Here is a 26,107-nt window from a genome sequence, read left to right as displayed (position 1 = left end):
AATCACCTTGGTATGTGTCCGCACAGATCATTCCACCAAATTGGACAACTCTCGAAGTTTATCAGTTTGAAATTGTTAAAAGCAATTTCCCTGTTATCCTTGATTTTAAGGAATGATTTTAAATATCAAACCAACTTTTTCTCCCCAAACGATAATTTCAAATTCAACCCATCTACCACCCTTTCATGTCTGAAAACAAAGGATTTGTTTAGGTAGTAATCTTTTAATGGCTTGTTATTGGGAAACATTGTCAATCTTAGATATTCGGCGTTTTCATTTTTGGCGAATTCTTCTGCAAAACCAATGAGACAACTACCATAGCCTTTTCCCTGATGATTGGGTGATGTCGCCAAAAGGGTAAAATAATATGCTTTGCTATCGGGGCTTTCCCATTTTTCCATGTCACTGGCATCGAAAAAACTTGGTGGTACTTGTGATATGTTAATTGTCCCAACCACTTCATTGTCGACTAGTAGGAGAAACATTTCATTGGACCGAATTATATCAAGAACTTTGTCTTTTGTATATCGATCCCAGTTATTCATTCCCTTTTTTCTTAGATCAATGGCGCATTGGTTGATTACGCTAAATGAGCTTTCCAGATCTGTTGTTTCGGCTTTTTTTATTTCCACCTTGGAGGCTTTTATAGACTTTTTTCTGTTGATCAATTTATCCAAATTTTTCGTTTTATAGTTTCGGAAAGGTGTCGTTGATTTTTTCCTTTATGTACGTCCAATTTTTTGCATTATCAAATTCCCATTCTAAAGTCTTCTACACTCTTCGATGTCAAAGAGCATTCCTCAAATGCCACACTTGAACCATCGCCAATAGGTGATTGGCTTCCCAATCCTATCCAAGTCTCTTCGGGGTAGTCATTGCGGAATAAGCGGACCAACTGCCAGTTTTCCTTGTCCAATGAATAGTAAAAGCCCATGGTTTTACCATCAGAGGAAATTTTCATATACACGTTTTCGCTTTCTACGATATCATGGTTGTTGTCATCAGAGGTGCCAATCGTCCTTACTGTCACGATCCGTGTTTTCATACGCTCGTCTTTCTCAAATGCAAATTTAAGCCAAGACTTTGGGTTTTGGTATATATACAAAGTACCTGCATCATAGACATCATTGAATGTTGGGGTAACTTTGGCAGTGAATGTAAAAGGCTTGGTGTTGTCTATTTTTGTAAGCAAGACAGGTGCACTGTTGTTCGAAAGCTTTCCGTCAGGATCATTGAAATTATCCTGCTCTGCACTGCTTTTGATGATCAGTTTGTCGCTTTCATGGGTAGTCGCTTCCCTGGCTCCATTAATGGATTTGGTAAATTCAATACCAGAAACTTTCACAGAGCAGGCTTCTCCTACTGTAACTTCATATGAGCTTTCAGTTTTGTCAGTTGTTGCATTGTCGCAACTACTCATTACCGCCATTACAAGCAACATCTTTAACCATACTTTTTTCATGCAGCTAATTTTAACTAAATATTCTAATTTTTAAAGCATAACACATCGATTCAACAGACTTCGCCTTTATTCTTTTATTGTTTGTCTTGCAATCCTTTGGTTTTGAAAAGGTTAATCTTCCTGGACAATTTATTTGCTTCATCTATTATTCATGTATAAAGCTATGCTTTTTATTTCAAGGAGAAATCCAGGTAAACTGAATGACGACCGTAGGATTCGTAGAATGGTTTGAAAACCACATCCTCAATAATGAATTCCAGTGGCTGTCCATTGCTTTTGATTGACTGGCTGATGTCTTCGGCATCCAGTGCTATCTTTCTCCAATCTTTTCTAGCTTCGGGTTCCTGTGCAGCCAGCAATACAGGGCCATAAAACAAACTGGCAATATTCTGCTGATCCATTACCGGGTCAAGGTAGAAATGGAAAGGCATCTTCAGCTCTATGGTATCTCCATTTTTCCATTTTCTGCTGATTTTTAGATAGGTACCGGGTTTTGCTTGAACTTTTTGTTCCTTACCGTTGATTTTTACAAAGAAGCCTTCTGTAGCCCAACCTGGTACACGTACATTGATATCAAATTGACCACTGCCAGTGATGGTCAAGAGTGTGTGGTCTTCTTTCGGGAAATTGGTAGTTTGTTCTATCCTGACATCACGTTCTTTCCAATCCAAGGTCGAAGGGATATATAGATTCACATACAGTGCTTTATCATCCTTGCTTTTGTAGTAAATCGCACTTTGTAACTTGGTGCTGCTTTCTATAGCAGTCCCATTGCAGCAGGTAAATCCTGTCATTTTAGCATTTCCAAAATGCTTGATAGATCCGGGCCTAAGGGGCACGTGATAGGTGTTGGCAGGGCTGTCTTTGGCGATAGATGCCAAGATATGGTTGTATAAGCCACGCTCGTAATAGTCCATCAACTCACCCCTTTGGTCAAAGAGAAACAGGTCATTGGTTAACTTCAGCATGTTGTATGTTGCACAGGTTTCGTTTTGTCCACCGGAAGAGAAACCATTTTCATAGAGTGTAGCTGGTTGTGCTATAAAACACTCCGCATTTGCTGGGTTTCTTGCGCCTGCTACGCCACCTATGCTATACATGTAGTCATTGACTGTCTTGTACCAGAAGTTATCCGCTACCTTGAAATACTCCGGGTTGTTGGATGCACGGTATGTTTCGATACTTCCCACCACTTGGGGGATGTGTTGGTTGGCATGCAGGCCACGGAAAACATCAACATTCTTGGCCAAGCCATGTGTATGTGATGTGTCCCCGAAGAACATCCTGATATTATCAAATAACTGTGCAGTCTCCAGATAATCGGATTTGCCTGTAATCCTATACAAGCGCGCCATGGATTCATTCATTCCTCCAAACTCTCCGGCAATGTATGTGTTCCATACTTTGACAAGCTGCTCAGTTGGTACTTGGCTTAGTCGGGCATGTACCCAATCACTCATGTCAGCAGCGATTTCAAGGGCCTTTTCATTGCCACTTACGGTGTAAATATCGATGAGTCCTGCCAATATTTTATGCAGTGTATAGTATGGTGCCCAAACTTGTGTAACCTGTCCACCGTATGTAGCACCCTGTTCCAACATGATGAATTGATCCGGTGGATATGCACTGATATATCCTTTTCCCCAGTTCCAATAATCGGTTCTAATGCCATCTTCACTCAGGTCTGAGTCATAGCCTGTTTTCCCAGATCCTGGGGGTACAGCAGTAGGATCAGACACAAATGGGACACCAGATGCTTTTTGCTTTCCTGATAATTGTGACAATTCATATAATGTGTTGACCATGTACTCCATCTTTTCGAAGAAGTTGGCCTGAAGCTTTTTGTCGTATCCAGTGCCTGCATAGGCTTGTGCGATGGCAGTCAGGTAATGCCCAGTGGCATGTCCCCGTAGTTTAGTTTCCTGGCTATCCCAAACACCCAGAGGCATTGCTCCATCTGGTTGTTTCTGCCCAAATGCATTGCGGAACATATAGAGAAAGGAATCCGGATCAGTTTCTGCCAAAGTTGTGATAAACTTATCTCGATTTTCTATAAACTTTGTTTCTTCGCCACTGGCATCCATTTTTAGAGACACCTGACCCAAATCAAAGGTCTCCAGCTTTAGTGTTGGACTTGAAGATTTGCCCGGTTTCTTTACGGTGACGGTTGCCTTTGGTTCAAAATCCGTACCTGCTACGCGTCCTGTGATGGTATATGTACCTGGGTTAATCACTGCGCTGTTGTCCGTATCAGAAGGCCATAATACCCGTACTTTAGGTCCATTCATCTGGTTCCTGTAAGTTCCCTCTACGTAGCTGGGCAATCTAGGCAAATTGCCAACTTCTGTTTCCACTTCCACATCAGATACACTTGTTAGAAATTCTGTATATAGTTGTGGATGGGAGTCGGGGAAAGCAGGTAGATCATCCTCAGCTTTAGTAACATTTACAGCTCCCTCATTGAGGTTTTGGGATGCGTTTTTATAGATTCCTGCAACCTGGTTGCTGCTCAGTGAAATGCGATAAACTCGAAAATCATGGATTAGGGCATTTAGGTTTGGATCTCCCGCTACTTGTGATTTTCCGATGTAGAGTGGTTTTTTGTTTTCAGATTGCTGACCGAAGATTGCTGAAAGGTCGATTGGGACATTCTTGGCTTCTCCCACTGGCTTTCCATTGACATATGTCAGCAATGATTTTGCAGGAACATCTACGACAACAGCTATATGAACCCACTTGTTTAACTCAATTTCCTTTGAATTGGCGCTTTTATTTTCGCCATTAAGTGAAGTTATGGTCACTTGGAAACTTTCTTGTTTTTTTGTTCCTGAAGGGGCAGCATAGAAATTTTTGAAAATATCTTTTCCAAAATCAAAAAAACGTTGTCCCGATTGCTTGGAACGCAGGTAAATCCAGCCTGATACGCTGATTGATTCGATGTCAGTCAAGCCATCTGCCGGAATGGTAATATAGGAGTCGTCCTCACCATTGAGGGATAGGACCTTTCCAAATCTACTGTCATTTACAAATTTTGCTTCTTCGCCATGAAACTTAGCATGTAGGTTATTTCGAGACCAATCCTTGATATCTCCATCAAAAACATAGCGGGAAATCATACCTGTTTCGCCAATCCCATCCAAAATCTGATCTCCACTTTGTGCTTGTACAAGGTTGTTGCCTAGTGTCAGAACAATTGTGGCAAGGGTGAGAAACAAGCGTAATCTGTACATTTTCATAGTATATTAGTTTTCAACAATAACATTTCATTTCTGTCCAAGCATTCTTAAACAGAAATTCCATTGTAGATAGGACATTGTAAAACTATTAAAAATATACTTGGAACTGTAAGTCTATTTTAGCCAACAGCCATACTATATTAACATGTATTTTGAATCCTTGATTTCTTCTTTTTGGGATACATGGATATACCGTTTTTACTTGCGATTTTCAGTTCAGAGTTCTGTCTGTTGTACATTGGGGTAGTAGTATCGAAGGGACTATATTCCTGTTTTTGGGGCAGGTAATTTGTCTATGGATAAATTTGGTTCGTGGATTTTCAGTCTTTCAACCATTTTGCCCAATATCTCCAAATCACCCGTAGTTACAATGTTTACAAGTCTTTTCTGATCAGTCGAGACCATTCCTTTTTTGTATAGAATCCTCACTACGTGATTGCTTACAGCATCTGTTGTATCTATCACTTCAATAGGGTAGGGTACGATGTCATGGATGATGGATGTAAGGTAATTGTAGTGGGTACATCCCAAAACAAGGGTGTCTACCTGTTGCTCAACCATTGGTTTTAGGAGCATCGTTAATCTCTCTCTCATGGCAAGGCTTTCGATTTTGTCATTTTCAATCAGTTCTACCAAGCCATGACCAATTTCGCTTATGAAAATTGCCTTGTCTTTGAAACTGTCCAACGTCTTGTTGTACAAAAGTCCGCTTAAGGTTCCTTTTGTGGCTAGAATCCCAATTCTTTTATTTTTGGAAATCTTATATGCAGGTTTAGTCCCAGGTTCCATTCCTACGATTGGAACGGGGTATATAGCCCTTAGCTTGTCAATTATGTTGGTAGAGATTGTGTTGCATGCCACAATGATTAGCTTACAGTTCTTCTGTGTCAGGTAATCCATGATTTGGATGGTATGGCTTAATATCTCTTCGACACTCTTCTCTCCGTACGGACAATTGCCACTATCGGCATAATATTCAAAAGATTCACCCGGAAGTGCTTTTAGCAGTTTGACCAATAAAGTCATCCCTCCAACTCCGGAATCAAAAATGCCTATTGAATCGCTCATTTTATCTTTAAAGTGTTTGGTTGGGTGGTTTCTCAAATAGTATAAGCTCCAGAAAGATATCAGGAAATATAAAATTTAACAAAAGAGAAAAGACCATAAATAGCCCGTTTTTGGACTGGCATGTTGTAGTCTATTGCTCCATTCAAACCCAAATCTACGAATTACCAATCAAAGAATAGTACAGGGAGCTCTGTTTACTTTATGAAAAAACAGAAACAAAATCCAGCTTGAAATGTATCGGGGTTTTCTAAATTCCCATTTGTTAGTTTGGATAGTAGGTAGGAATATGTGGGCTGACCTTCAATAATTATGGACATAATTGAAATATAGCAGGGCAAACATTAGAACTCCTATTCTTAGTTTTGAAAGAGGTTTGTTTACTCGGTCTTGAGGGCCTTTGAAGGTGTATCGGTTGCTGTATTGTATATCCTGCCCAACACTGTAGCCATGGCAATCAGAAGCATGATTAAACCAGGTAAAACAAAGAATTCCACGCCAATGTCAATTCTATATGCGTAGTTTTCCAACCATGAATTTCCCCAATAGTAAATAACGGGGATAGTCATTGATACCGCCAAGGCGAGAAGGTATAGGTATTCTTTTGTCAGTAAGCCAATAAGATTTCCACTTGTCGCTCCCAAGACCTTTCTAATACCGATTTCTTTTGTTCGCATAGACGCCGAAAAAGACACAAGGGCAAATAGACCGAGGCATGCCATAAAAATAGCCAAAAGTGAAAAAGTGGAAAACAACTTTCCAAATTGCAGGTCAGCCTGGTATTGTCGGTTGAATTGCTCATCCAAAAAGAAATAGTCAAATGGGTCTTCCGGGAAAACCTTTTGAAATGACTCTTGAAGATGGACAATGGTTTCTTGAATATCGGTCTTACTCAATTTTACCGAAAAATATACTCCATATGCATTGTCCAAAACATAAAAAGTAGGTGATTGGGAGTCTTTGAGAGAGTCCCAGTGGAAATTCCTGACTATTCCGAGAATTTTTACCTTGTAACTGAAGAATTCCAATTCTTGCCCGAGAGCTTCATCTGCAGATTCGAATCCCAGTTTCTCCAAGGCGGTCTCGTTGATCAAAACATAAGACCAATCAGGGATGTTTTCGGGAATCTCCGATTGTGCAATGAGTTCCAATCCATAAGAATGGATAAAATCCCTGTCCATCATCACAATATTTCCCAATGCTACGTTTTCATCTGGGTTGACGGTTTTTCGAACCATGCTTTCAAAAGAATATCCTTTCCCAGGCACAGAACTACTACCTGTAACAGTTGACACAGTGTGTTGGGAAGTTGCCAGGTTTTTAAACCCATCATAATGCTCAGCGAGGGTTGTACCATTTCTGATGACAGTTTCAATGATTGCCCTGGGGCCGTTGATGACGAGTATTTCATCTGCATCCATTCCCAAATCCTGATTTTTCATATATGAAACCTGCTGGTAGACAAGATAGGTGCCAGCAATAAGCAATACAGAAACGAAAAACTGGAATACTATTAGGCTTTTCCGTAAACTCCAATTGCCAGTTGGATTGAACACTCCGGTTTTTATAAGGTTGACAGGTCTGAATGAGGAGAGAACAAAAGCTGGATAGAGACCTGAAATTATTGTTCCAATGATAACTGCCAATGAAAAACCAATCCAAAAGTACCAGTCATTGACTATTATAAATTGAATGTTTTTCCCAACCAATTCTTGGAGGAAAGGAAGCAATGCGGAAGAAAGTGCAAGCGCAAAGGCAGCAGCAATGAAATTGACCAAAACTGATTCCAGCATAAACTGACTGATCAATTGGTTTTTGGCAGCTCCAATAGATTTTCTGATGCCAACTTCCTTTGACCGCAACATTGCTTGGGAAGTCGATAGGTTGACATAATTAACCCAAGCCATCAGCAGGATAAATATTCCTACGATAGAAAAAAATCCCAAATGCTTCAAGTTTCCATTGTTGGATTCAAAACTCCTCGTGTAATTGGAATTCAGATGAATGTCTTCAAGGGCTTGCAATCCTATCTTCCATTTCTCTTGGTTAGTCTCCAATACATCACCCTTGTGTTGGATGATGAGATTTTCAATTTTCTGTGCTGTTTCCGAAAGGATTACATTCTCTGGAAGTAATACATAGGTAGCAAAGTCATCCCAATCCCAACCTTCACCACTTTTGTATTTGCCATAGTTATTGATCAGAAAATCCACGGGAAGTAGAAAGTCAAATTGTAAGTGGGTATTTTCCGGTAAGGTTTCCAGTACACCCGTTACCACAAAACTTCCTCCCAAAACCCCACCTTTGGTTTCAAGTGTTCTTCCAATTGGATTTGCATCTCCAAAGTATTTGGAAGCAATTTGTTCGGTGATTACCATACCGTGATTTTCTTGAAATACAGAGGCTTTATTTCCATATTTCAATGCGAAATGAAATAGATCCAAAAACGCAGCATCCACAAACAAAAGCTTGTCTTCTTGGTGGGAAATCTGTTTCTCTGGATTTAATACCACCAAACTAATATCTAAGAGATTAGTCCTGACTATTTCTTCGATTTCAGGTAGATTTGTTTTTGCATTGGCTGCAACTCCGTAAGTTGTAAGAGGGCTATGGGAAATGATTTCTCCACGTTTTTCAACTGTTTGGATCACCCGGTAAATCTGTCCTGACTTGGGATGAAATTCATCATAGCTCAATTCAAATTGAATGTATTGTAAAATCAAAAGGCAGACTCCCATACCTACTGCTAATCCCATTACATTGATGATGGAAAAAAACTTGTTTCTTTTGAGATTTCGAAAAGCAATTTTCAGATAGTTTTTCCACATAATTTCAAAATTAAGAACAGGTGTTGGCTATAAATCTAGACAAATGCATTTATTATATATTCAAATATCAATGCCGTTTAGTTAAGAAGCGATACCTGGCAGGTTTAAATCTTTCCATTGGTCTTCCTTGCCAAATAAGATCCAGTTTTTATATTGATCGAAAACCTATCACATATGAGCTAAACGACATTGATTCAGATATGATTTTAGTTTTCAACTTCCATGCCATCCAAAATCTTCATTTTCGATTCATTAAGCATCTATTAACCAATATTTAAATTTCAGATCGAACAAAAACGTCCGTCTACGGGCAAGTTTTTGCTTCGGTAGCCTGGCTTGAATAAAAATTCATGTGGCTAAGTTTATGCAAAACTGGAATATTACTCATATTTAAAATTGAATATGAGTATCCACTTTCTTACCACTTACCATAGAAAATGATGTGTTTTAAATCAATTGATGTACTGATAACTCTATGACTAATAAACAGTAGCAATTATCCTCTTGAACCAGTATTTTAATGCCTCACTCTGGGGGAAAATCCCTCGCCTTTAGACGAAGACTTTAGTGTCTTATTCTTTGGGAACTTGGTGTTTTTACTATGTGGTTCTTGTAGTAAAAATTATAACCACAAAGATCACCAAGTTTTTCACAAAGAACACTAAGCCTCGAATGCACTTTGGTCACTTTTAGGCGAAGCCAAACCTATCGGTCTTTAGCCGATAGTAGTTTAGTTTCTGGTGTTAATGCTGATAATTATATAATTCAACAAAACGATTTCTCCGGTATCCATAATACCCAAGTAAAATTGTCAAATACTTATTGGAAGTGATTTTTGGAAATTAAGATACCAATCGGTATCTTTGATTATGCGTAATTCTGAATTCACAAAGGAAAGGATCATCAGTGTGTCCTCTGGGTTGTTTAATACACAGGGATTCAAAGCGACATCCATCAGTGATATTACCAAGGCTACAGGACTGACCAAAGGGGCGATTTATCGGCATTTTACAGATAAAGAAGATTTGGAGGAAAGCGCATTTTATTTTATGGCTGAAAAGATTAAAAATGAATTTGTCAAAGTAATCAAGGAAAAAGAAACAGCACCGCAAAAGTTGGAAGCAATTTCTGACTTTTTCCAAACTTATGTTTTCGATCCCGTGATAGCAGGTGGTTGTCCGGTAATCAATGTGGGAGTAGAGACAGATGATACCCGACCGCTACTCAATGACAGGGTGAGGATGTTGTTGGATACACTACAGTCGTCTGTTGTGCACATTATAGAAAAAGGGATTGCTTACGGCCAGATCAAAGAAGATTTGGAAGTTGATCGTTTCGCCTCGTTGTTTATATCATCCTTGGAAGGAGGGGTTTTGTTGAGCAAAATCCGCAAGAATCCTCAAGATCTGCTTTGGGCTATTGATGATCTGAAACAAAGGATAAAAACTATAGCACTCTAAAAAATTTGCCAAAAATGATACCAATTGGTATCTACTAGAACTTAAAAGCATGAAACAGTTAATCTATCAATCAATTGGTTTGTATATCAATACACTCAACAAAATCAGTCCGAAAAAGGGTGGGGAAGTAGGTTTTAGGTTGTTTTGTAAACCTGTCCGGTCCAAATTGAAAAAACAACATTTGGATTTTTTCAAAACTTCAGAGCAGGAGGATTTTGACTTTAATGGAGTGAATATAAGACTTTACAAATGGGGCAATGGTCCAAAAAAAGTTCTTTTTGTACATGGTTGGCAAAGTCACAGCTACCGTTGGAAGCACTATATCGAAGCACTTCCCAAGAGTGAATATACCGTCATTGCCTATGATGGTCCTGGACATGGGCAGAGCGAAGGTAACCAGTTTCATGTTCCCATGAATGCTTTTTTGATCAGCATGTTTGTAGAAAAATTTGGTGGATTTGATACAGTTGTAGGCCATTCCATTGGTTGCTTCTCTGTTATTTATGCTATAGCACATTACGATATCAGGCAAATAGGGAAATTTGTTTCCATGGCTTCACCGGGCAAGGCATCCGATTTTTTCTCATTTTACACCGCCACCTTGAGGTTGAAAAAATACGCTATTGAAAATATCACCAATGAATTTCAGATGCAGATTAGGCACAGGGTAGAGGAAATATCCCTGATGCATTTCATGAAGTACCTCGATATGCCTGGTTTGATCATCCATGATAAGGATGATCCCGATACCCCATATACCAATGCGTTGGAAATGTCCAATGCTTGGGAAAATTCAAAACTAATCACCACAGAAGGTTTGGGTCATAACCTGAGATCCAAGGAAATTGTCAAAGTAGTTTGTGGTTTTATCCAAGAGTAAGCTTGGTGAGCTATTTTTCAAAGTAGCAAAAATGTTTTGTGCCAAGCTTATTTTAACCAATGTTTATGGATCAGGGGAATTCTTAATATTAGCTTAATTTTAAATCATGTGCTTCTCTGTAGCTTTGCATATGATTCATGTAAAGTCACTTTCTTTCGTTCTTTTTTATATTTCCAGTTTTCTTTGCCATCCACTTTTTAGCCAAAACCTTAAATTCAAAACCTACCAGGTAGAACAGGGAATTTCCAACAATTCCGTAAACGCAATGGCGAATGATCCTTCCGGTGGCATCTGGATTGGGACTTGGGATGGACTGAATTTTTTTGATGGCAAAAAATTTAAAGTCTATGGCCATCAGTTGGGCAATCCAAACAGCTTGGCAGGCAATTATATCAACGATATCAAATTAGACAAACTCAACCGCTTGTGGGTTTGGGCAGATTCGGAAACCATAAGCTTAAAATCAGAGCAGGAAGGGTTTACAAATTTTCATTTTCAAAACCGGATTAGTAGCTTGAATCTGGATAAAAATGGAGAAATACTCATTCTACTTACTGATGGGAAGAAGTACAGTTTCAGAGAAGATGGTTTTGTTCAATGTGATAACTGCCAACTACCACAGCCCGATCAAAAGAAACCAATTCCCAAAACAATATCCAAGGAAAAGCTGCTGTGTAGCTACAAGGATAAAACAGGCAACCAATGGTGGGGGACTCTTTCGGAAGGGCTTTTTTATTCTCCCTATAGCCTAAATGAGGAAGGGACTGATAAGCTTCAGCAATATAAATCAGACTCTTATAATCCTTATGGCTTGAGAAGCAATGAGGTTACAGTCATATTGGAAGATGCTTTTGGCAATATTTGGTTGGGTCTGAAAGATGGAGGGATTTCGAGGGTTATCAAAAATTCTGCACAGATCAACCATGTATTTGCCCATCCCGTAGAGCATCCAGAGTTGGTGAACGAAACAGTGAGGGCAGTATCCAGACAGTCGGACGGAACCTTATGGCTGGGATATTATTCTTCAGGTGTTTATTACAGAAAAAATGGACAGAAGGAGTTTAAGGTTCTGGATTATCCCCAAGAGCTTGCTGGTGATAATTGGAAAAGGATAAGGGCAATCTTTGAAGATAGCAAAGGTACAATCTGGGTGGGGACCTACGAAGGGATATTTACAATTAGAGACCACAAGATTGACAAAGTATATCATGAGTCAAACCAACCCATGTTTATCAAGAGAAACTATGGTTTTGCGGAAGATTTGGCCAACCAACAGCTATGGGTTGCCTGCTGGGGTGGCGCAATGCTATTCGATCAATCCAGTGAACGCTTTATTCCCTTTGAAGGACAGGATTTACTGAAAGATAAGCACATCAGAAGTGTATATTTCCATTCCGGAAAGCTGTATTTGGCAACAGAAAAGAACGGAGTCTTGGTTTGGGAAAATGGCCATGTCTCCACTTTTGACAACCAACAAGGTCTCTTGGACAACAGCACCTATGCCATTTATAAGGATGATGACACTGGTTTTGTTTGGATAGGGACACATGGGGGGATTACCATTTGGGATGAAGGCACTGGTGAAACTAAGTACATTACCCAGGGAAATGGACTTTTGAGTGATTTGGTATATAGTCTTCATAGTCATGATGATAAAGTCTGGATCAGTACCACAAAAGGGCTTGGGTTTATAAAAAAATCCGACTTGAGCGTCAGGGTGTTGCTGCCGGAAGAAGGTTGGCAATCAGCTGAATATTCTGAAGGAGCCTCTTTTAAAACCGGGAGTGGAGCTATGTATTTTGGCGGGATCAATGGCTTAAATTACTTTCACCCCAATGATTTGGATCTCAGCCAGATTAGTCCTAGACTAGACTTGCAAATCCTTGAAAATGGCAGTGCCAATATATTTGAAGTAGCTGTAAAGCAAATAGGTATCGGGGATGTCGCCAAAGACACGATTGTATACAGGGTTTTGCCCAATGATCCAAGATGGAAGGTTTTGCCGGAATCGAATTTGTTGAGCATCGATCATTTAAAAGATGGAGATTACTTATTGGAGGTGAAAACAAGCCCGAGTTTTGATGCATCCGCTGTCTCTACTTCCTTTTCTATCACATCTCCCTGGTATACCAAAAAGTATATCTACATCCTCTTGTGTTTGGTAATCGCTGCCGGGATTTTATTTTACCGTCAATACCAATCCAAGAAGATACAGCAAAAGCTGGAAGCCAAAATTGCCCAAAGAACCGAAAAAATAGCACAGCAAAAGCAGATTTTAGAGGAGAAAAATCTATCCTTAGATCTTAAAAACAAAGAAATTGAAGAACAAAGAGGAAGGTTGCTCCAGCTTCACAACAGACAGCAAAATCCTGATTTTGAAATGGATGAGTTTGTAGCTTATCTGTTGAGAAAAATAAAATCACCCCTGACAGAGCTTAAAGTAATCTTGGATGAAGCTACATTTAGGGATCCTGCCACCAAAGCAAATGCCCTGAATACAATTTCCCCCATTTTGGAATTTACCGAAGATTTGGAAAACAATACTTCGATCTATCAGTTAGAACCAACTTCCCCTTCGCTTACCCTTTTGCCAGACCTATTTCTTTCACTCAACAGGGAATTCGAACCAACTTTGGGAAAATACAAAATCCAATACCAATATTCGCAAAATCTCTGTACTGACTGGGTTTCCCTGGATGTTGTACGATTGAAACTCTATCTGCAATACCTCTTTAAGGGTTTGGTGAAGTTTTTGGACCAGGGATCTTTGCTAAAAATAAAGGTCTCTTCCTATCAGGATAATTTGGGATTGCAAGTCAGCACAGATAGCCTTTCACTGAAAGATTCATTTTCTGAATTTGAACAATTTAATATTTCCCTCAAGTCGGCAAGAACGATTCTTTCGGAGCTGCATGGAAATATGTCCCTTGAAAAGAAAGAAGAAGAGATCCAGATGAAGATAGATATTCCATTTGAATTACTTCCCGAAAATCAGCAGGTATTGGACAACAGGCACTGGAAACATCTGGATCTAAAAGAGCATGTACCAGAAGGGAAAAAGATTGTTTTGTTGTTTGGGAAAAGACATGAGGCAGATAGTCTGGTTAAAATCCTTGATCCCAACCTGTTCTTTTTGATCACGGAGCATGAAATAGAAATGATGACCTCAGCCCTTCATGCTGTGAAAATAGACCTGTTGGTCATCTATAATGAAAAACTGACGGAAAATGTTGCCTTACTTCTAAACAGCATCAAATCCAAGGACAGCTATGCCGCGATCCCTTTGTTGTATATCTATGAGTTTATTTCCCAGCCTTTTCAGGAAAAGTTGATGGATATGGGGGTCAATACATTTGTCAAAATGCCAACCAGCCGTGCATTTATAAACAAAACCATAAAGCATCTACTGAAAGAGAGAAGAGAGACCGAAAGGATTACCATCATGGATAAGATTTTTAATGCGGAAGAACTTGCATACTCACTCAGTCCGAATGAAAAACTGATGCAAGAGGCTTTCACCAGAATCAAAACCAATTACACCGCTACGGATTTTAAATTGGAAACGCTCTGTGAAGAAATGGGGATTTCCAAAATGAAGCTTTATAGGATATTTAAGGAAAGTACCGGAAAGGCGCCTTCTGACATCATCATACAGTTGAGGATGGATAAGGCAAGCCAGCTGTTGGAACATAGCCATATGAACATATCCGAAGTCAGCTATAACTGTGGATTTAATGACCCGAAGCATTTCAGCAAGCTTTTCAAAAAGCATTTTGGGATGAATCCCAAAAGTTATCAGATGGCTAAGAACAAGATTTTATTAAGCAGTCTTTAAGCTATTATTAAGGCATTATTACTGATATAAAAGTAGCTAATTTCCGATAGTTCAAACCACTAATTTGAAAGAATACCCCACTTTTTCTGCATCATTAGCCCACCTTTTTTTTAGCCGAAGTGTTCAAATTGCACTCAAATCAAAAGCTAAAAATCACATGAAATTCAAATTTTACATCATCCTTTTTCTGTGTGTTTTCGCAGGAATGGAGCTACATGCCCAACACACAATCCGTGGCGTCGTAGTCTCGGACTCAGATAAAGAGCCGTTCATTGGGGCTACAATAATTGCCAATGGCAATACCAATCGGGGGGCTGTTTCGGATATAGATGGTACTTTCTCCCTAGATGTTCCTTCGGAGACAGGAGAACTTACGGTTTCATTTATTGGGATGCAGACACAAATAGTAAAGTATAACGTGGCAGAATTTATTACCATTACACTTTCAGAAATGATGAACAATCTGGATGAGTTTATGGTGATTGGCTATGGTACTGCAAAAAGAGCTGATCTAACCACTTCAGTCGGTCAACTGGAGAATGTCGCAAGGACTGTTGACAGACCTGTATCCAGTGTAAACCAAATGCTGCAGGGGCAGATAGCCGGGGTCAGTGTAGTATCTGGGTCTGGAGAACCCGGGAGTACACCCCAGGTAATGATAAGAGGGATGGGAACCCTTGGGGATGAGTCTCCTTTGTATGTGGTAGATGGCATGCCTTATTATGGTGGTAGGATCAATCCAAACGATATTGAGACTATTGCTGTACTCAAAGATGCCGCTGCTGCAGCCATTTATGGTGCCCAAGCAGCTTCAGGTGTCATTGTAATCACTACCAAAAGTGGGAAATCGGGAGCACCGAAAATATCATTGGATGTTTATCGAGGTGTACAATCTGCCTACAAGACACCAGAAGCACTTAATGCTGTAGAATACGCAACAGCCTACAGAAATGCGGCTACACATGCCGGAACTATCCCAAATGCTGCCCATGATCCAGAACAAAATCCTTGGGGCCAGGTGACCCGAACCAATTGGATGGATGAAATATTCAGAACTGCTGCGGTTTCAAACCTGAATTTACAGATCAGCGGTGGATCGGATAAAGGCAGATACAGTTCTTCATTCGGTTACCACAAGAAGGAGGGGCTTTTGTTGAACACAGATTACGAACTGTTTTCTTTTAGGTTGAAATCCGAATATGATATCACCAACAAATTTAGGGTTGGTCAGAACGTCTATTTCAACAGGGGATTGTCCAGGGGAACGAACACTGGAAGTAGCTACAGTGGAGCTATCATCAATGCGGTATATATGAATCCTGCCGCACCAGTCTATGATGAAGCAGGTAATTTTCATGGGACAGTACCATTCAACCTATCCCAATTTGCGGGAGCTTATGGAGATACCTACAACCCTGTTTCCCTATTGCTGAGACCTACGGTCAATTCTCCAAGGCTAAACTTGAATGCCATTGCTTATGGGGAGTATGATATCCTCAATGATTTGACCTTTAGATCTAGTTTTTCCATCGATCTTTGGTCTTGGACTGACAAAAGGTTTTCTCCCAGAGCTCCGGAAATAGGAAGGCCAAGCGGTATGAATTTCTTGGATCAGGGTGCAGGCAACAGCAGCCGTTGGATCTGGGATCAACAAGTCAATTACAACAAATCATTTGGAAGCCACAACTTCGCCTTGACTGGTGTGTATACGGCCCAATACAGAAAAGAAGAATCATTCAGCTTTCAGGTTCAGAACTTTGACCGGGAAGATGATTGGTTTCAATATGCAGGAAATGCAGGCACAATTTTGAATATACCCAACAGTGGTGCTTTTGAAGATGTCCTTACTTCGGCGATCGGCAGGCTGATGTACGATTATGATGACAGGTATTTTGTGATGGGGAGTCTCAGGAGGGATGAATCATCCAGACTGTCATCAGCTACAAAATCCGATGTCTTTTATGCTGCCTCCGCAGCTTGGAAAATATCCTCAGAGTCTTTCTTTGATGTTTCTTTTATTGATCTGTTGAAATTGAGAGGATCTTGGGGTCAGATAGGCAATATCAATACTTTGGATGTCTATGCTTTCAACGTGCCTATGTCATCTGGAAACAATGTGATTCTGGGCGATCCGGGATTAAGAAACAGACACTTATCGATCAATGAAATGACCAATTCCAACCTGTTATGGGAACGTTCAGAAACTATCAATGTGGGGATTGATGCTTCTTTGTTTTCCAACAAACTGACCCTAGCAGCCGAATATTATGAAAAATATACCAGAGGTTTGATCCATAGACTTACACCAGATCCACATTCTGGTGTGTCAACAGGTGCTTTTGCCAATGTGGGTACGGTGTCCAACAAAGGGATTGAGCTTAGCTTGAATTATGCAGGTCAAAGAGGTAGGGTGAATTATAATATTGGTGGCAATTTGGCAACGATCAAAAACAACCTAAAGGATTTGGATGGATTTACGAACGATTTTATCCCACATACCCAAAATGTGAGAGGTATCATTTATCCTTATAGAAGTGAACCGGGACAGCCTTTGTACTCTTATCACTTGGTTCCTCACCTGGGGATATTCCAAAACCAAGAACAGATTGAGCAACATGTCAATGCAGATGGGGTGAAAATACAGCCAAATGCCCGACCGGGAGACTTGATCTTTCAAGATACAAATGGTGACGGAAGAATCAGTGATGACGATAGGGTCTTTATGGGGAATGCCATGCCAGATTTCAGTTATGGATTGAACATCAGTTTGGAATACAACAATTTCGACCTTCAGATATTGGGGCAGGGAGTTGCCGGAGTGAAGTTGTTCAACGGTTACAAGTTTTCTGCTTACAATGCGGGATTGCAGGGATACAACCTGGACAGAAGGGTGTTGGATGCTTGGACTCCAAACAATCCAAATGCCACTATCCCGGTACTTTCTACGCAAGATCCCAATGCCAATTTTGGGCAGGCATCTGACTGGTATCTTGAAAGTGGAGATTACTTCCGAATCAAAAACCTTTCACTTGGCTATACCTTCCCGGAAACAATGTTGGGAAAAATCAAGCCTGGGACAAACCTAAGAGTGTATCTAGCGGCAGAGAATCTATTTACAATCACCAAGTACTCAGGCTTGGATCCTGAAGTCGGTACAGGTGCAGTGATCGACAACGGGACTTTTCCTGTGCCAAGAACTTTTACATTGGGACTGAATCTTAACCTTTAATCTCTCAAATCAAACTATATGAAAAATATAAAATATTTATGGATCGCACTGTTTTTCATCGGCAGTGCATGTAATGGGGATTTCACTGACCTTACTCCATTGGGAGGTATCACTACTGGAAACTATTGGCAAACCGAAGAAGATGCCATAAATGCTGCCAACGGACTCTATCAACACTGGGACAGCGACCACCTATTTGGCAGGGGGATCATGTACCTAATAGCTGCCAGTGATGATTTTCACCAGGGAAGGATAGATGCCGCAGCAAGTGCCATCCGAAATTTCCAAGCTACAGGACAAGAGGGGAGAATTGCACAGATCTATCCTTTGTTCTACACAGTCATCCAAAGAGCCAATACCATACTCAGGTATGTTCCAGCGATGGACATCAACCCTGAAATCAAAAACAGGGTGCTGGGAGAGGCATATTTTGCGAGGGCACATGCCTATATTTGGTTGGCGCCGAGATTTGGAGACCACAGGGCTGGGATACCGATAGTGACAGTAGAAAATATGGATGATGTCCGATTTACCAGACCTCCCCATGTATTGGATAACTACAGATTGATCGAACAAGATCTTCTGAAGGCTGTAGAGATGCTTCCATATTTCACCAGCTATGCAGCCAATGAATTGGGAAGGGCACACAAAGATGCCGCTTATGCTTATCTGGCAAAAAATGCGATGTACTGGGCAGCTCATGAAAACAACAAATGGGCAGACGTGGTGACTTACGCAGACATGGTGATCAACTCCCCAACAGACAGAAAGTTGATCAACACAGGTAACCCAAGCGAGGACTTTGCAAGTGTATTTTATGTAAACAATAATTTCTCTTCTGAATATGTGTATTCCACAGTATCCAGTAAGGAAAGAGGACAGATTTTGCCCGGTGTCATGTTGGAAAATACTGGTTGGGGCTTGTACAATGGTTGGGGGACATTTTCACCAACACTTGAGCTCTATAATGCCTTTGAGCCAGGGGATGCCCGCAAGAAAGCAACCTTGCTTGAGTTTGGTGATGAATTCAGCTTTTTGGGTAATGAAAGAAGGTATTATTCAGGAAACTCTTGGACTGGAATCCAATTCAATAAATACATGCATCCATACAGCTTCCCGCAAGATGTCCACCTAAACCCAAATGGGGATTATCCTACCACAGACCTGAATACTCCCTTGATCCGATTTGCAGAAGTTCTCTTAATGAAAGCAGAAGCACTTATCATGCAGGGACAGAATGGAGATGAACCAATCAACTTGGTTCGTGCCCGTGCCGGACTTTCTCCCAAAGCAGGGGCTACATTGGCTGATTTGAAGCAGGAAAGAAGAGTGGAACTTGCGGGTGAATACGCAGATAGACACTTGGATTTGGTAAGATGGAAAGATGCACAGGCAGCCTATAGCCGTCCTGCTACTGGAAGAAACCATTCCAACAAAACCAATCCGGATTCTGGGTTTGATGTTTATGAGACTTGGCCAGCGAGGGATTTCAATCCGGCAGTCCATCATGTATGGCCTATTCCCCCAAATACTTTGTCGGTATCAGGGATAGCCCAAAACCAAGGTTGGTAAGGATAAGAAATAATTCAACCTTCCCTTTTACAGAAATGAACAGGCAAAGATTCTACTTTGGCCTGTTCATTTATTTTACTAAATTCCCTTTAAATGTTTGATATAAAAAAACTCATTATAAGCGCTCTTATTTGTTGCTTTTTTGTTCATTTATCTTTGCCAACATTGGCACAGAGAACCAATATCCACAGCCACAATGACTACAAACAAGCTGTGCCTTTCTGGAATGCATTTGCCAACGGGGCAGCTTCCATAGAAGTTGACCTGATTTTGATGAACGACAGTTTGTATGTCGCCCATGAACAGGAATCTATAGATCCCAACAGGACCTTTCAAAGTCTGTATCTGGAAAGTATCAGGCAGTCCATTCTTCTGGGACTAGAACATAAGCCCTATTTCCTCTTGGTAGACATCAAAACCAAAGCTGAGCCCACCCTGCGAAGATTGGTGGAAATCTGTGGGGAATATCGGGACATCCTTTACAGCCATCAAAACCCAGATGGAATTAAGTTGGTCATTTCCGGCAATAGACCTCCTGCTAAGCAATACAAGGATTACCCAAGCTATATGATGTTTGATCACCAAGACCTCACTGGTTTAGGGCAGTTGGATTTGGGGAAAATCGCCATGATCAGTCTTCCATTTGGCAATTATTCCAAATGGAATGGAAAGGGTCGAATAGTCGAAGAGGAGAGACAAAAATTGATTCAAGTGATCGAAGAGGTACATAAAGTAGGGAAACCTATCCGTTTTTGGGCAACTCCCGATTCCAAATCAGGTTGGAAAGCGCTTCATGATCTGGGTGTAGACTATATCAACACAGATCTGCCTTATGAAGCCAACAAATATCTAAGTAACCTAAATGAGAGGTTGGTGACAGGTGAGACCATCAGTGAGATTTATACTCCCGATTTCAGTTCAGATGGAATTCATTCCAAAGTGGACAGGGTTATACTGTTGATAGGGGATGGGACTGGATTGGCCCAACTACATGCGGGAATGGTCGGGAATGGGAACCATTTGAATATTTTTAACCTAAAAAATATCGGCTTGGTCAAAACCCAGGCATCTGATGATTTTACAACCGATTCAGCAGCAGGGGGTACTGCCATTGCCACAGGGAGAAAAACCCATAATCGGGGAATTGGTCAAAACGATACAATCCCATACAAAAATATCACCACAGAACTGGCAGCCTTGAATTTTTCTAATGGCTTGGTTTCCAGTGATAATGTTACAGGGGCTACCCCAGCAGCATTTTATGCCCATCAGAAGGACAGGGATAATATCAACTGTATTGGTCTTGATTTGAGCCACAGTGCCATTGACCTGTTTATCGCGGGAGGCAAAAATGATTTTTTAAGGTATAAAAATGGCGCTTTGGACAGCTTGGTGTCCGAAGGGTTTGATATAGCCTCTTCCATGCGTGAAATCGGGACTTCCAAATCGAAGAGAATAGGGTACTTTGCTTCAAACCATGGACTTCCATCCGTGTTGAAAGGGCGGGAGGGGTATTTGTCCCAAGCTACACAACAGGCTTTGGAATTTCTAAACCAAAAAAAGAAGCCTTTTTTTCTGATGGTGGAAGGTGCACAGATTGATACTGGTGGACACCAAAATGATGCAAAAAAAGTAGTGGAAGAAGTAATAGATTTTGACCAAGCGGTGGCTGTTGTACTAGAGTTTGCAGATAAAAACCCTGGGACTTTAGTAGTAATAACTGCCGACCATGAAACGGGGGGACTGACTTTGCCACAGGGAAATATTTCGAAAAAGCAGATTGAGCTGGAATTCAGTACGGATGACCATACAGGGATTATGGTGCCTTTATTTGCATATGGCCCACATGCAGATGAATTTCGGGGAGTCTATGAAAATACAGAGATTTACACCAAAATCATGGCAATAATCATGCGCTATCATGGAAAGTGATAGGGGGAAGCTTCATACAATGATCCGCTACCTTGATTGACTCAAAAGAGATAAAGCCAATCAAGGTAGCGGATAACTTTGTGTTGCAAATCCAATTGCTTAGCCAAATAAGTTGCTATTACAGCCCTGAGAATTCGAAAGGTTTGGCATTCTTGAAGTTCATAGAGGATTCTCCGGAATAGTTTTCGTTGTTGTCTAAGCTCAGCTTTCTTACTTTTCCGTTTTCACTGAAGTCAATTTTACTAAATTCTACCCATACTACATTTGGGTTTAGGACATTGTCAAAGTAATAGACTAGGTTTTTTTGGTCAGCAACAGTTCTCCATCTTGTCGAAGATATGTTGGGTTCTGTTTGGGAGGATATACCCAAAGGTACGGAGCAGTTTCTGATCACACTGAATACGCTTGGTATAGCAACCCTGGTGTTATCAGTTTTAGGGATGGCATTGATGTAATAGGAAGCTCTTACAAACCTGTCAGCAGCCCTGTTTGTCCCTGGTAACATAATCGTGCCTGGGATATTCTTCCAATAAGTGTTGATGGCGAGCTGCTCTTCGAAAACCGGGGAGTTGGTCATGGTCACGTATGACTTGTCGTGGTGTATTACCAGCTTCCCTTCTATATATTCAAATATTGCGTTATCTCCGGTTTTGTCTGAAATGGATAAATGTATGGTTGCGAATTTGTCCGTACCTGGGATGTCTGAAGAAACAACAACAAACTCTTCTTTTCCCAATTCGGCCACGGCTTCTTCCACAGTTGAAAAATTGTCCAAAACATACTGAAGCCAAAGCGATATGGAAAGGCCAGGTTTGTCTTTGTTTTTCTCAAAACTTGGGTAAGTGGACTCTACGAGCCAAAGGAGATTTCCAACTAGCCCCTTTTCGTTCATTCCATCTGATGATGCTATATCCCAAGAGCTTGTTATGACACTTCCGAATTTTGACTTCCATTTGACCGAAGTAGTACCCACCTCGCCATTCCGCTCTATCCCTCTTGGAAAAACCCATAGGTTGGCAGGGATGTCATCTTTCCAATCCATAGATCGGGCGGTTATGATAGTCCCATTTGGTCCTTGATAGACTACTCTTGTGCAGGCAAGAGTTTCGTGAAGTGTGAATACAGTGCATATAAAAAATGCAGCAAAGACAAGTTGTATTGATTTACCTTTCATTTTGTTCTTGATTTAATTTGTCAGAGATATTTTATTCAAAAATTTTTTCATACAGTAATTTTAAAATGCTACTAACCTGAGTTCGATTGTTATCACAAAGTCAAAATCAATAAAAATATCCAGTTACAAGGCAAATTTTTGAGGGATATCCTAAGCTATCGCTCAGAAATTTAACGCAGTAAATGGGTGTTTTTATTGACTGAGCCGACTATTCGGTTTTAAACGGCAATCTACTTCACTTTTTCAATCCACAATATCCCAATATTACTTCATAAAAAAGTTCGCACCTTCTTTTCGTAGTTCTCACCATTTAAAGCCGTTCCTGCCTGCCGGCAGGCAGGTTGACAAAGTGAGAATAGTCGAACTCAGGTTACTATGCAATATACCGAAAAATCAATTGCCTCGTAATTCGAATAATGAAAACAATACAGATTTTTTGAGTGGATATAGGTACTTGGATTCTAGCGGTAAGGATATACTTGACAAGGTAATTGGCTTCACTTAAGGAGGCTTTGCTATTTTTCAATATCAAAATACAGGAAGGGAGGTAGACCTTGGGCTGAAAAAATGATTTTCCTGCGAATTTCAACTGCATTTTTTAACTTGTGGTATTAAATCTTAACTTTGTTTCAGAAACAAATTTTTAATAATGAGTCACCAGAATATTAAGCCCAAGAACAGCTGGGTAGCAGTTCCCAAAAATTCAGATTTCACCATTTATAACCTGCCTTTTGGAATATTTGAAACCAAGAGGATTTCTGCAAGGGCTGGAATAGCCATTGGAGATAAAATAGTAGACCTTTCTGTCCTTCATGATGAAGGTTTTTTCTCTGATATTACCCAATTGCCCAATGATATTTTCTTACGGGACACGTTGAATGATTTCATTGCTTTGGGCAAGCCAGTGACCAGAAAGGTAAGGGAACGTGTCCAGGATCTTTTGGATGAGAAAAATGAAGATTTGAAAGAACATCAGTGCAGGGGAAAAGCCATGGTAAACAGAAAAGAAGCTACCATGCATTTGCCTGTGAGAATAGGCGATTATACAGATTTTTATAGCAGTGTAGAACATGCGACGAATGTAGGGATCATGTTCAGGGATCCTGAAAATGCTTTGTTGCCAAATTGGAAGCATTTACCAGTTGGATATCATGGAAGGGCTTCTTCTATCATCCCGTCAGGTAATCCAATTATAAGGCCAAAAGGCCAATTTAAAGACCCAAACATGGATATGCCTGAGTTTGGCCCTACCAGAAGATTGGATTTTGAATTGGAATTGGCTTTCATCACAGGAAAGCCTACTAAAATGGGAGACTCGATCAAGACTGCCGATGCAGAGGACTATATATTCGGTTTTGTATTGTTCAATGATTGGTCAGCTAGAGACATCCAGGCCTGGGAGTATGTTCCATTAGGACCATTTTTGGGGAAAAATTTCGCTTCCAGTATTTCACCTTGGATAGTGACATTGGAAGCTTTGGAATATTTCAGAGTGGGTGGTCCTGTCCAAGACCAAGAGGTTTTGCCTTATTTGCAGTGTGAAAAAGACCATGCTTTTGATATCAATCTAGAGGCTTATATTCAGCCTGAGGGCAAAAACCAAAATAAAGTCTGTAGTTCCAATTACAAATACCTGTATTGGAATATCGCACAGCAGCTTGCACATCACACGGTCAATGGTTGCAATGTAAATGTGGGGGACATGTACGCATCGGGAACGATCTCTGGCCCCAATGAGCAAAGCTATGGATCCATGCTTGAATTGGCATGGAAAGGAACCAAGCCACTGGTCCTTGAGGATGGGGAGGAGAGGAAGTTTATTGAAGATGGGGATACCGTGATTATGAAGGGCTATTGTGAAAAAGATGGTATCCGTGTAGGGTTTGGCGAAGTAAGTGCAAAAGTACTTCCGGCAAATTAAGTCTGAAGTGTAAACAGAAAAGAAAATGAGGCTGAGCTAAAGTAGCCATCTTTTCATTCTGAATAATACATTTTGTGTATCAACACTCTATAGGTTAAAAGTCAAAAAAGGTCAAAGATTTACTTCTTTGACCTTTTTCCTTTTCCAACTTGGTAAGGCAAGCTCTTTCCTTAGTTGGCGATGGCAATTTTAACTTTCACCTTTTTCAATTTCTCCTGATTGACATCCTTGACGACTTTGCTTGCCAGTTCCCGCTTTACTGCTACATAGGCAGAAAAATCCAGCATACTGATCATCCCAATATCTTTCCCATCGAGTCCACCTTTTTTTGTCAAAAGTCCAACGATATCCCCTTTGCTGATCTTGTCTTTTTTGCCGGCACTGATGTACAGGCATTCATAGGCAGGGAGTTCCGGACTGATAAAGTTAAGTGATGGGAATATTTCTTCTACTTCTTTGTCGATATAGTCTGGTAGCAACTCATCGTTGGCAAGAATCAGATATCCTTGTCCCTCTGCATGCATCCTTGCGGTACGGCCATTTCTATGTGTAAATGCATCCTGTTTTGGAGGCAATTGATAATGTACTACATGCTTGATTTCGGGTATATCCAGACCCCTTGATGCCAAATCTGTAGCAATCAATAAATTGTGTGCTTCAGAACGGAATTTGATCAGGTTTTTCTCTCTATCTATCTGTTCCATACCTCCATGCAAAATCCCATGTGGAAAATCATAGTCGGTAAGGAGTGTGCTGATTCTGTCTACAGCATCTCGGTGGTTACAAAATACGATGCAGGCTTCATTGTTAAACTCAGCAACCAGGCGCATCAAAGTCTCCGCTTTCTCGATACTTGGTGTATTGACAAGTTTGAGCTCCAGTTTTGATTCACTTTCATCTTCAAGGTAATCGACAGTCTCGGGTGTACTGAAAGGGATGAATTCAGGAAGCCTGTCCATCTTAGTGGCCGAAGTCAAAAAGTATTTTTGTCCACCATCCAATGGGCGGAGGATATTTCTGATTTGGTCATGGAAGCCCAATTGAAGGGATTTGTCAAATTCATCTAGCACCACCACCTTTATTGAACCAGGGTCAAAAGAGTCCCTTTCGATATGGTCTTTGAGTCTTCCGGGAGTCCCAATGACTACTGCGGGGCCTTCAGATAGACTGTTTTGTTCGATTTTCATAGCATGGCCACCATAGCAGGTACTTACCTTAAAGGCCGTCTTCATGTTTTTGAATACCTGCTCGATCTGGATAGCAAGTTCTCTGGAGGGTACAATGATCAATGCCTGAACAGCCCTTAGGTCTGATTGGAGTATCTCCAACAAGGGAAAAAGATAAGCCAAGGTTTTACCTGAACCAGTAGGTGCCAACAGCATGAGGTTCTGATAGTGCTTGGCTTTTTCAATGAAATCCAACTGCATTTCATTGAGGGAATCTATTTGAAGGTGATTAAGAATTTCTTGGGTCGCTTCCGTGTGATTTGTCATATGGCAAAGATAATCAAACC

14 protein-coding genes are annotated in these 26,107 nt (G+C 40.6%); 7 read left to right on the top strand and 7 right to left on the bottom strand.

The window, feature by feature from the left end; translation table 11 throughout:
* Positions 1 to 125: 125 nt before the first annotated feature.
* The 5 genes from ACFSKL_RS15840 to ACFSKL_RS15820 form a co-directional block, all read right to left on the bottom strand.
* Positions 126 to 632, bottom strand: a complete 507-nt coding sequence (locus ACFSKL_RS15840; RefSeq protein ID WP_376887301.1) for a GNAT family N-acetyltransferase — start codon at positions 630 to 632, stop codon at positions 126 to 128.
* Positions 633 to 748: 116 nt separating this feature from the next.
* Positions 749 to 1,462: a DUF1349 domain-containing protein gene (locus ACFSKL_RS15835; protein ID WP_376887300.1), complete on the bottom strand. Its 714-nt coding sequence runs from the start codon at positions 1,460 to 1,462 to the stop codon at positions 749 to 751.
* Positions 1,463 to 1,632: 170 nt separating this feature from the next.
* Positions 1,633 to 4,698 carry a beta-L-arabinofuranosidase domain-containing protein gene (locus ACFSKL_RS15830; RefSeq protein WP_376887299.1) on the bottom strand — a complete coding sequence of 1,022 codons (3,066 nt, stop codon included), beginning with the start codon at positions 4,696 to 4,698 and terminating at the stop codon, positions 1,633 to 1,635.
* Positions 4,699 to 4,959: 261 nt separating this feature from the next.
* Entirely contained in the window at positions 4,960 to 5,766 is an 807-nt protein-coding gene (murI, locus tag ACFSKL_RS15825) for a glutamate racemase (RefSeq protein ID WP_376887298.1), read from the bottom strand.
* A gap of 377 nt (positions 5,767 to 6,143) precedes the next feature.
* Positions 6,144 to 8,591: an ABC transporter permease gene (locus ACFSKL_RS15820; RefSeq protein WP_376887297.1), complete on the bottom strand. Its 2,448-nt coding sequence runs from the start codon at positions 8,589 to 8,591 to the stop codon at positions 6,144 to 6,146.
* An 869-nt stretch (positions 8,592 to 9,460) separates the two neighbouring features.
* Between ACFSKL_RS15820 and ACFSKL_RS15815 the strand changes: the two genes are divergently transcribed.
* The 6 genes from ACFSKL_RS15815 (at position 9,461) to ACFSKL_RS15790 (ending at position 21,499) form a co-directional block, all read left to right on the top strand.
* The gene (locus ACFSKL_RS15815) at positions 9,461 to 10,051 is read left to right on the top strand and encodes a TetR/AcrR family transcriptional regulator (protein WP_376887296.1); all 591 of its coding nucleotides are present in this window, start codon (positions 9,461 to 9,463) and stop codon (positions 10,049 to 10,051) included.
* A 49-nt stretch (positions 10,052 to 10,100) separates the two neighbouring features.
* On the top strand, positions 10,101 to 10,931 hold the full coding sequence (locus ACFSKL_RS15810; protein WP_376887295.1) for an alpha/beta fold hydrolase: 831 nt from the start codon (positions 10,101 to 10,103) through the stop codon (positions 10,929 to 10,931).
* A gap of 106 nt (positions 10,932 to 11,037) precedes the next feature.
* The gene (locus ACFSKL_RS15805; RefSeq protein WP_376887294.1) at positions 11,038 to 14,766 is read left to right on the top strand and encodes an AraC family transcriptional regulator; all 3,729 of its coding nucleotides are present in this window, start codon (positions 11,038 to 11,040) and stop codon (positions 14,764 to 14,766) included.
* 157 nt (positions 14,767 to 14,923) lie between these two features.
* The gene (locus ACFSKL_RS15800; protein WP_376887293.1) at positions 14,924 to 17,995 is read left to right on the top strand and encodes a SusC/RagA family TonB-linked outer membrane protein; all 3,072 of its coding nucleotides are present in this window, start codon (positions 14,924 to 14,926) and stop codon (positions 17,993 to 17,995) included.
* An 18-nt stretch (positions 17,996 to 18,013) separates the two neighbouring features.
* The gene (locus ACFSKL_RS15795; RefSeq protein WP_376887292.1) at positions 18,014 to 19,567 is read left to right on the top strand and encodes a RagB/SusD family nutrient uptake outer membrane protein; all 1,554 of its coding nucleotides are present in this window, start codon (positions 18,014 to 18,016) and stop codon (positions 19,565 to 19,567) included.
* Between the two features lie 165 nt (positions 19,568 to 19,732).
* Positions 19,733 to 21,499, top strand: coding sequence for an alkaline phosphatase (locus tag ACFSKL_RS15790; RefSeq protein ID WP_376887291.1), 1,767 nt, complete (start codon positions 19,733 to 19,735; stop codon positions 21,497 to 21,499).
* Between the two features lie 118 nt (positions 21,500 to 21,617).
* Here the strand turns inward: ACFSKL_RS15790 and ACFSKL_RS15785 are convergent, their stop codons facing one another.
* Positions 21,618 to 22,673, bottom strand: a complete 1,056-nt coding sequence (locus ACFSKL_RS15785; protein WP_376887290.1) for a linear amide C-N hydrolase — start codon at positions 22,671 to 22,673, stop codon at positions 21,618 to 21,620.
* 649 nt (positions 22,674 to 23,322) lie between these two features.
* Here ACFSKL_RS15785 and fahA point away from each other — a divergent pair.
* Positions 23,323 to 24,594, top strand: a complete 1,272-nt coding sequence (fahA, locus tag ACFSKL_RS15780) for a fumarylacetoacetase (protein WP_376887289.1) — start codon at positions 23,323 to 23,325, stop codon at positions 24,592 to 24,594.
* 170 nt (positions 24,595 to 24,764) lie between these two features.
* Here fahA and ACFSKL_RS15775 read toward each other — a convergent pair whose 3' ends face one another.
* Entirely contained in the window at positions 24,765 to 26,087 is a 1,323-nt protein-coding gene (locus ACFSKL_RS15775; RefSeq protein WP_376887288.1) for a DEAD/DEAH box helicase, read from the bottom strand.
* Positions 26,088 to 26,107 lie beyond the last annotated feature (20 nt).

Source organism: Belliella marina, assembly GCF_042682445.1.
GTDB classification, from domain to species: Bacteria; Bacteroidota; Bacteroidia; order Cytophagales; family Cyclobacteriaceae; genus Belliella; species Belliella marina.
The sequence above is the reverse complement of the archived record's forward strand: the minus strand, read 5'-3'. Positions and strand labels throughout refer to the sequence as shown.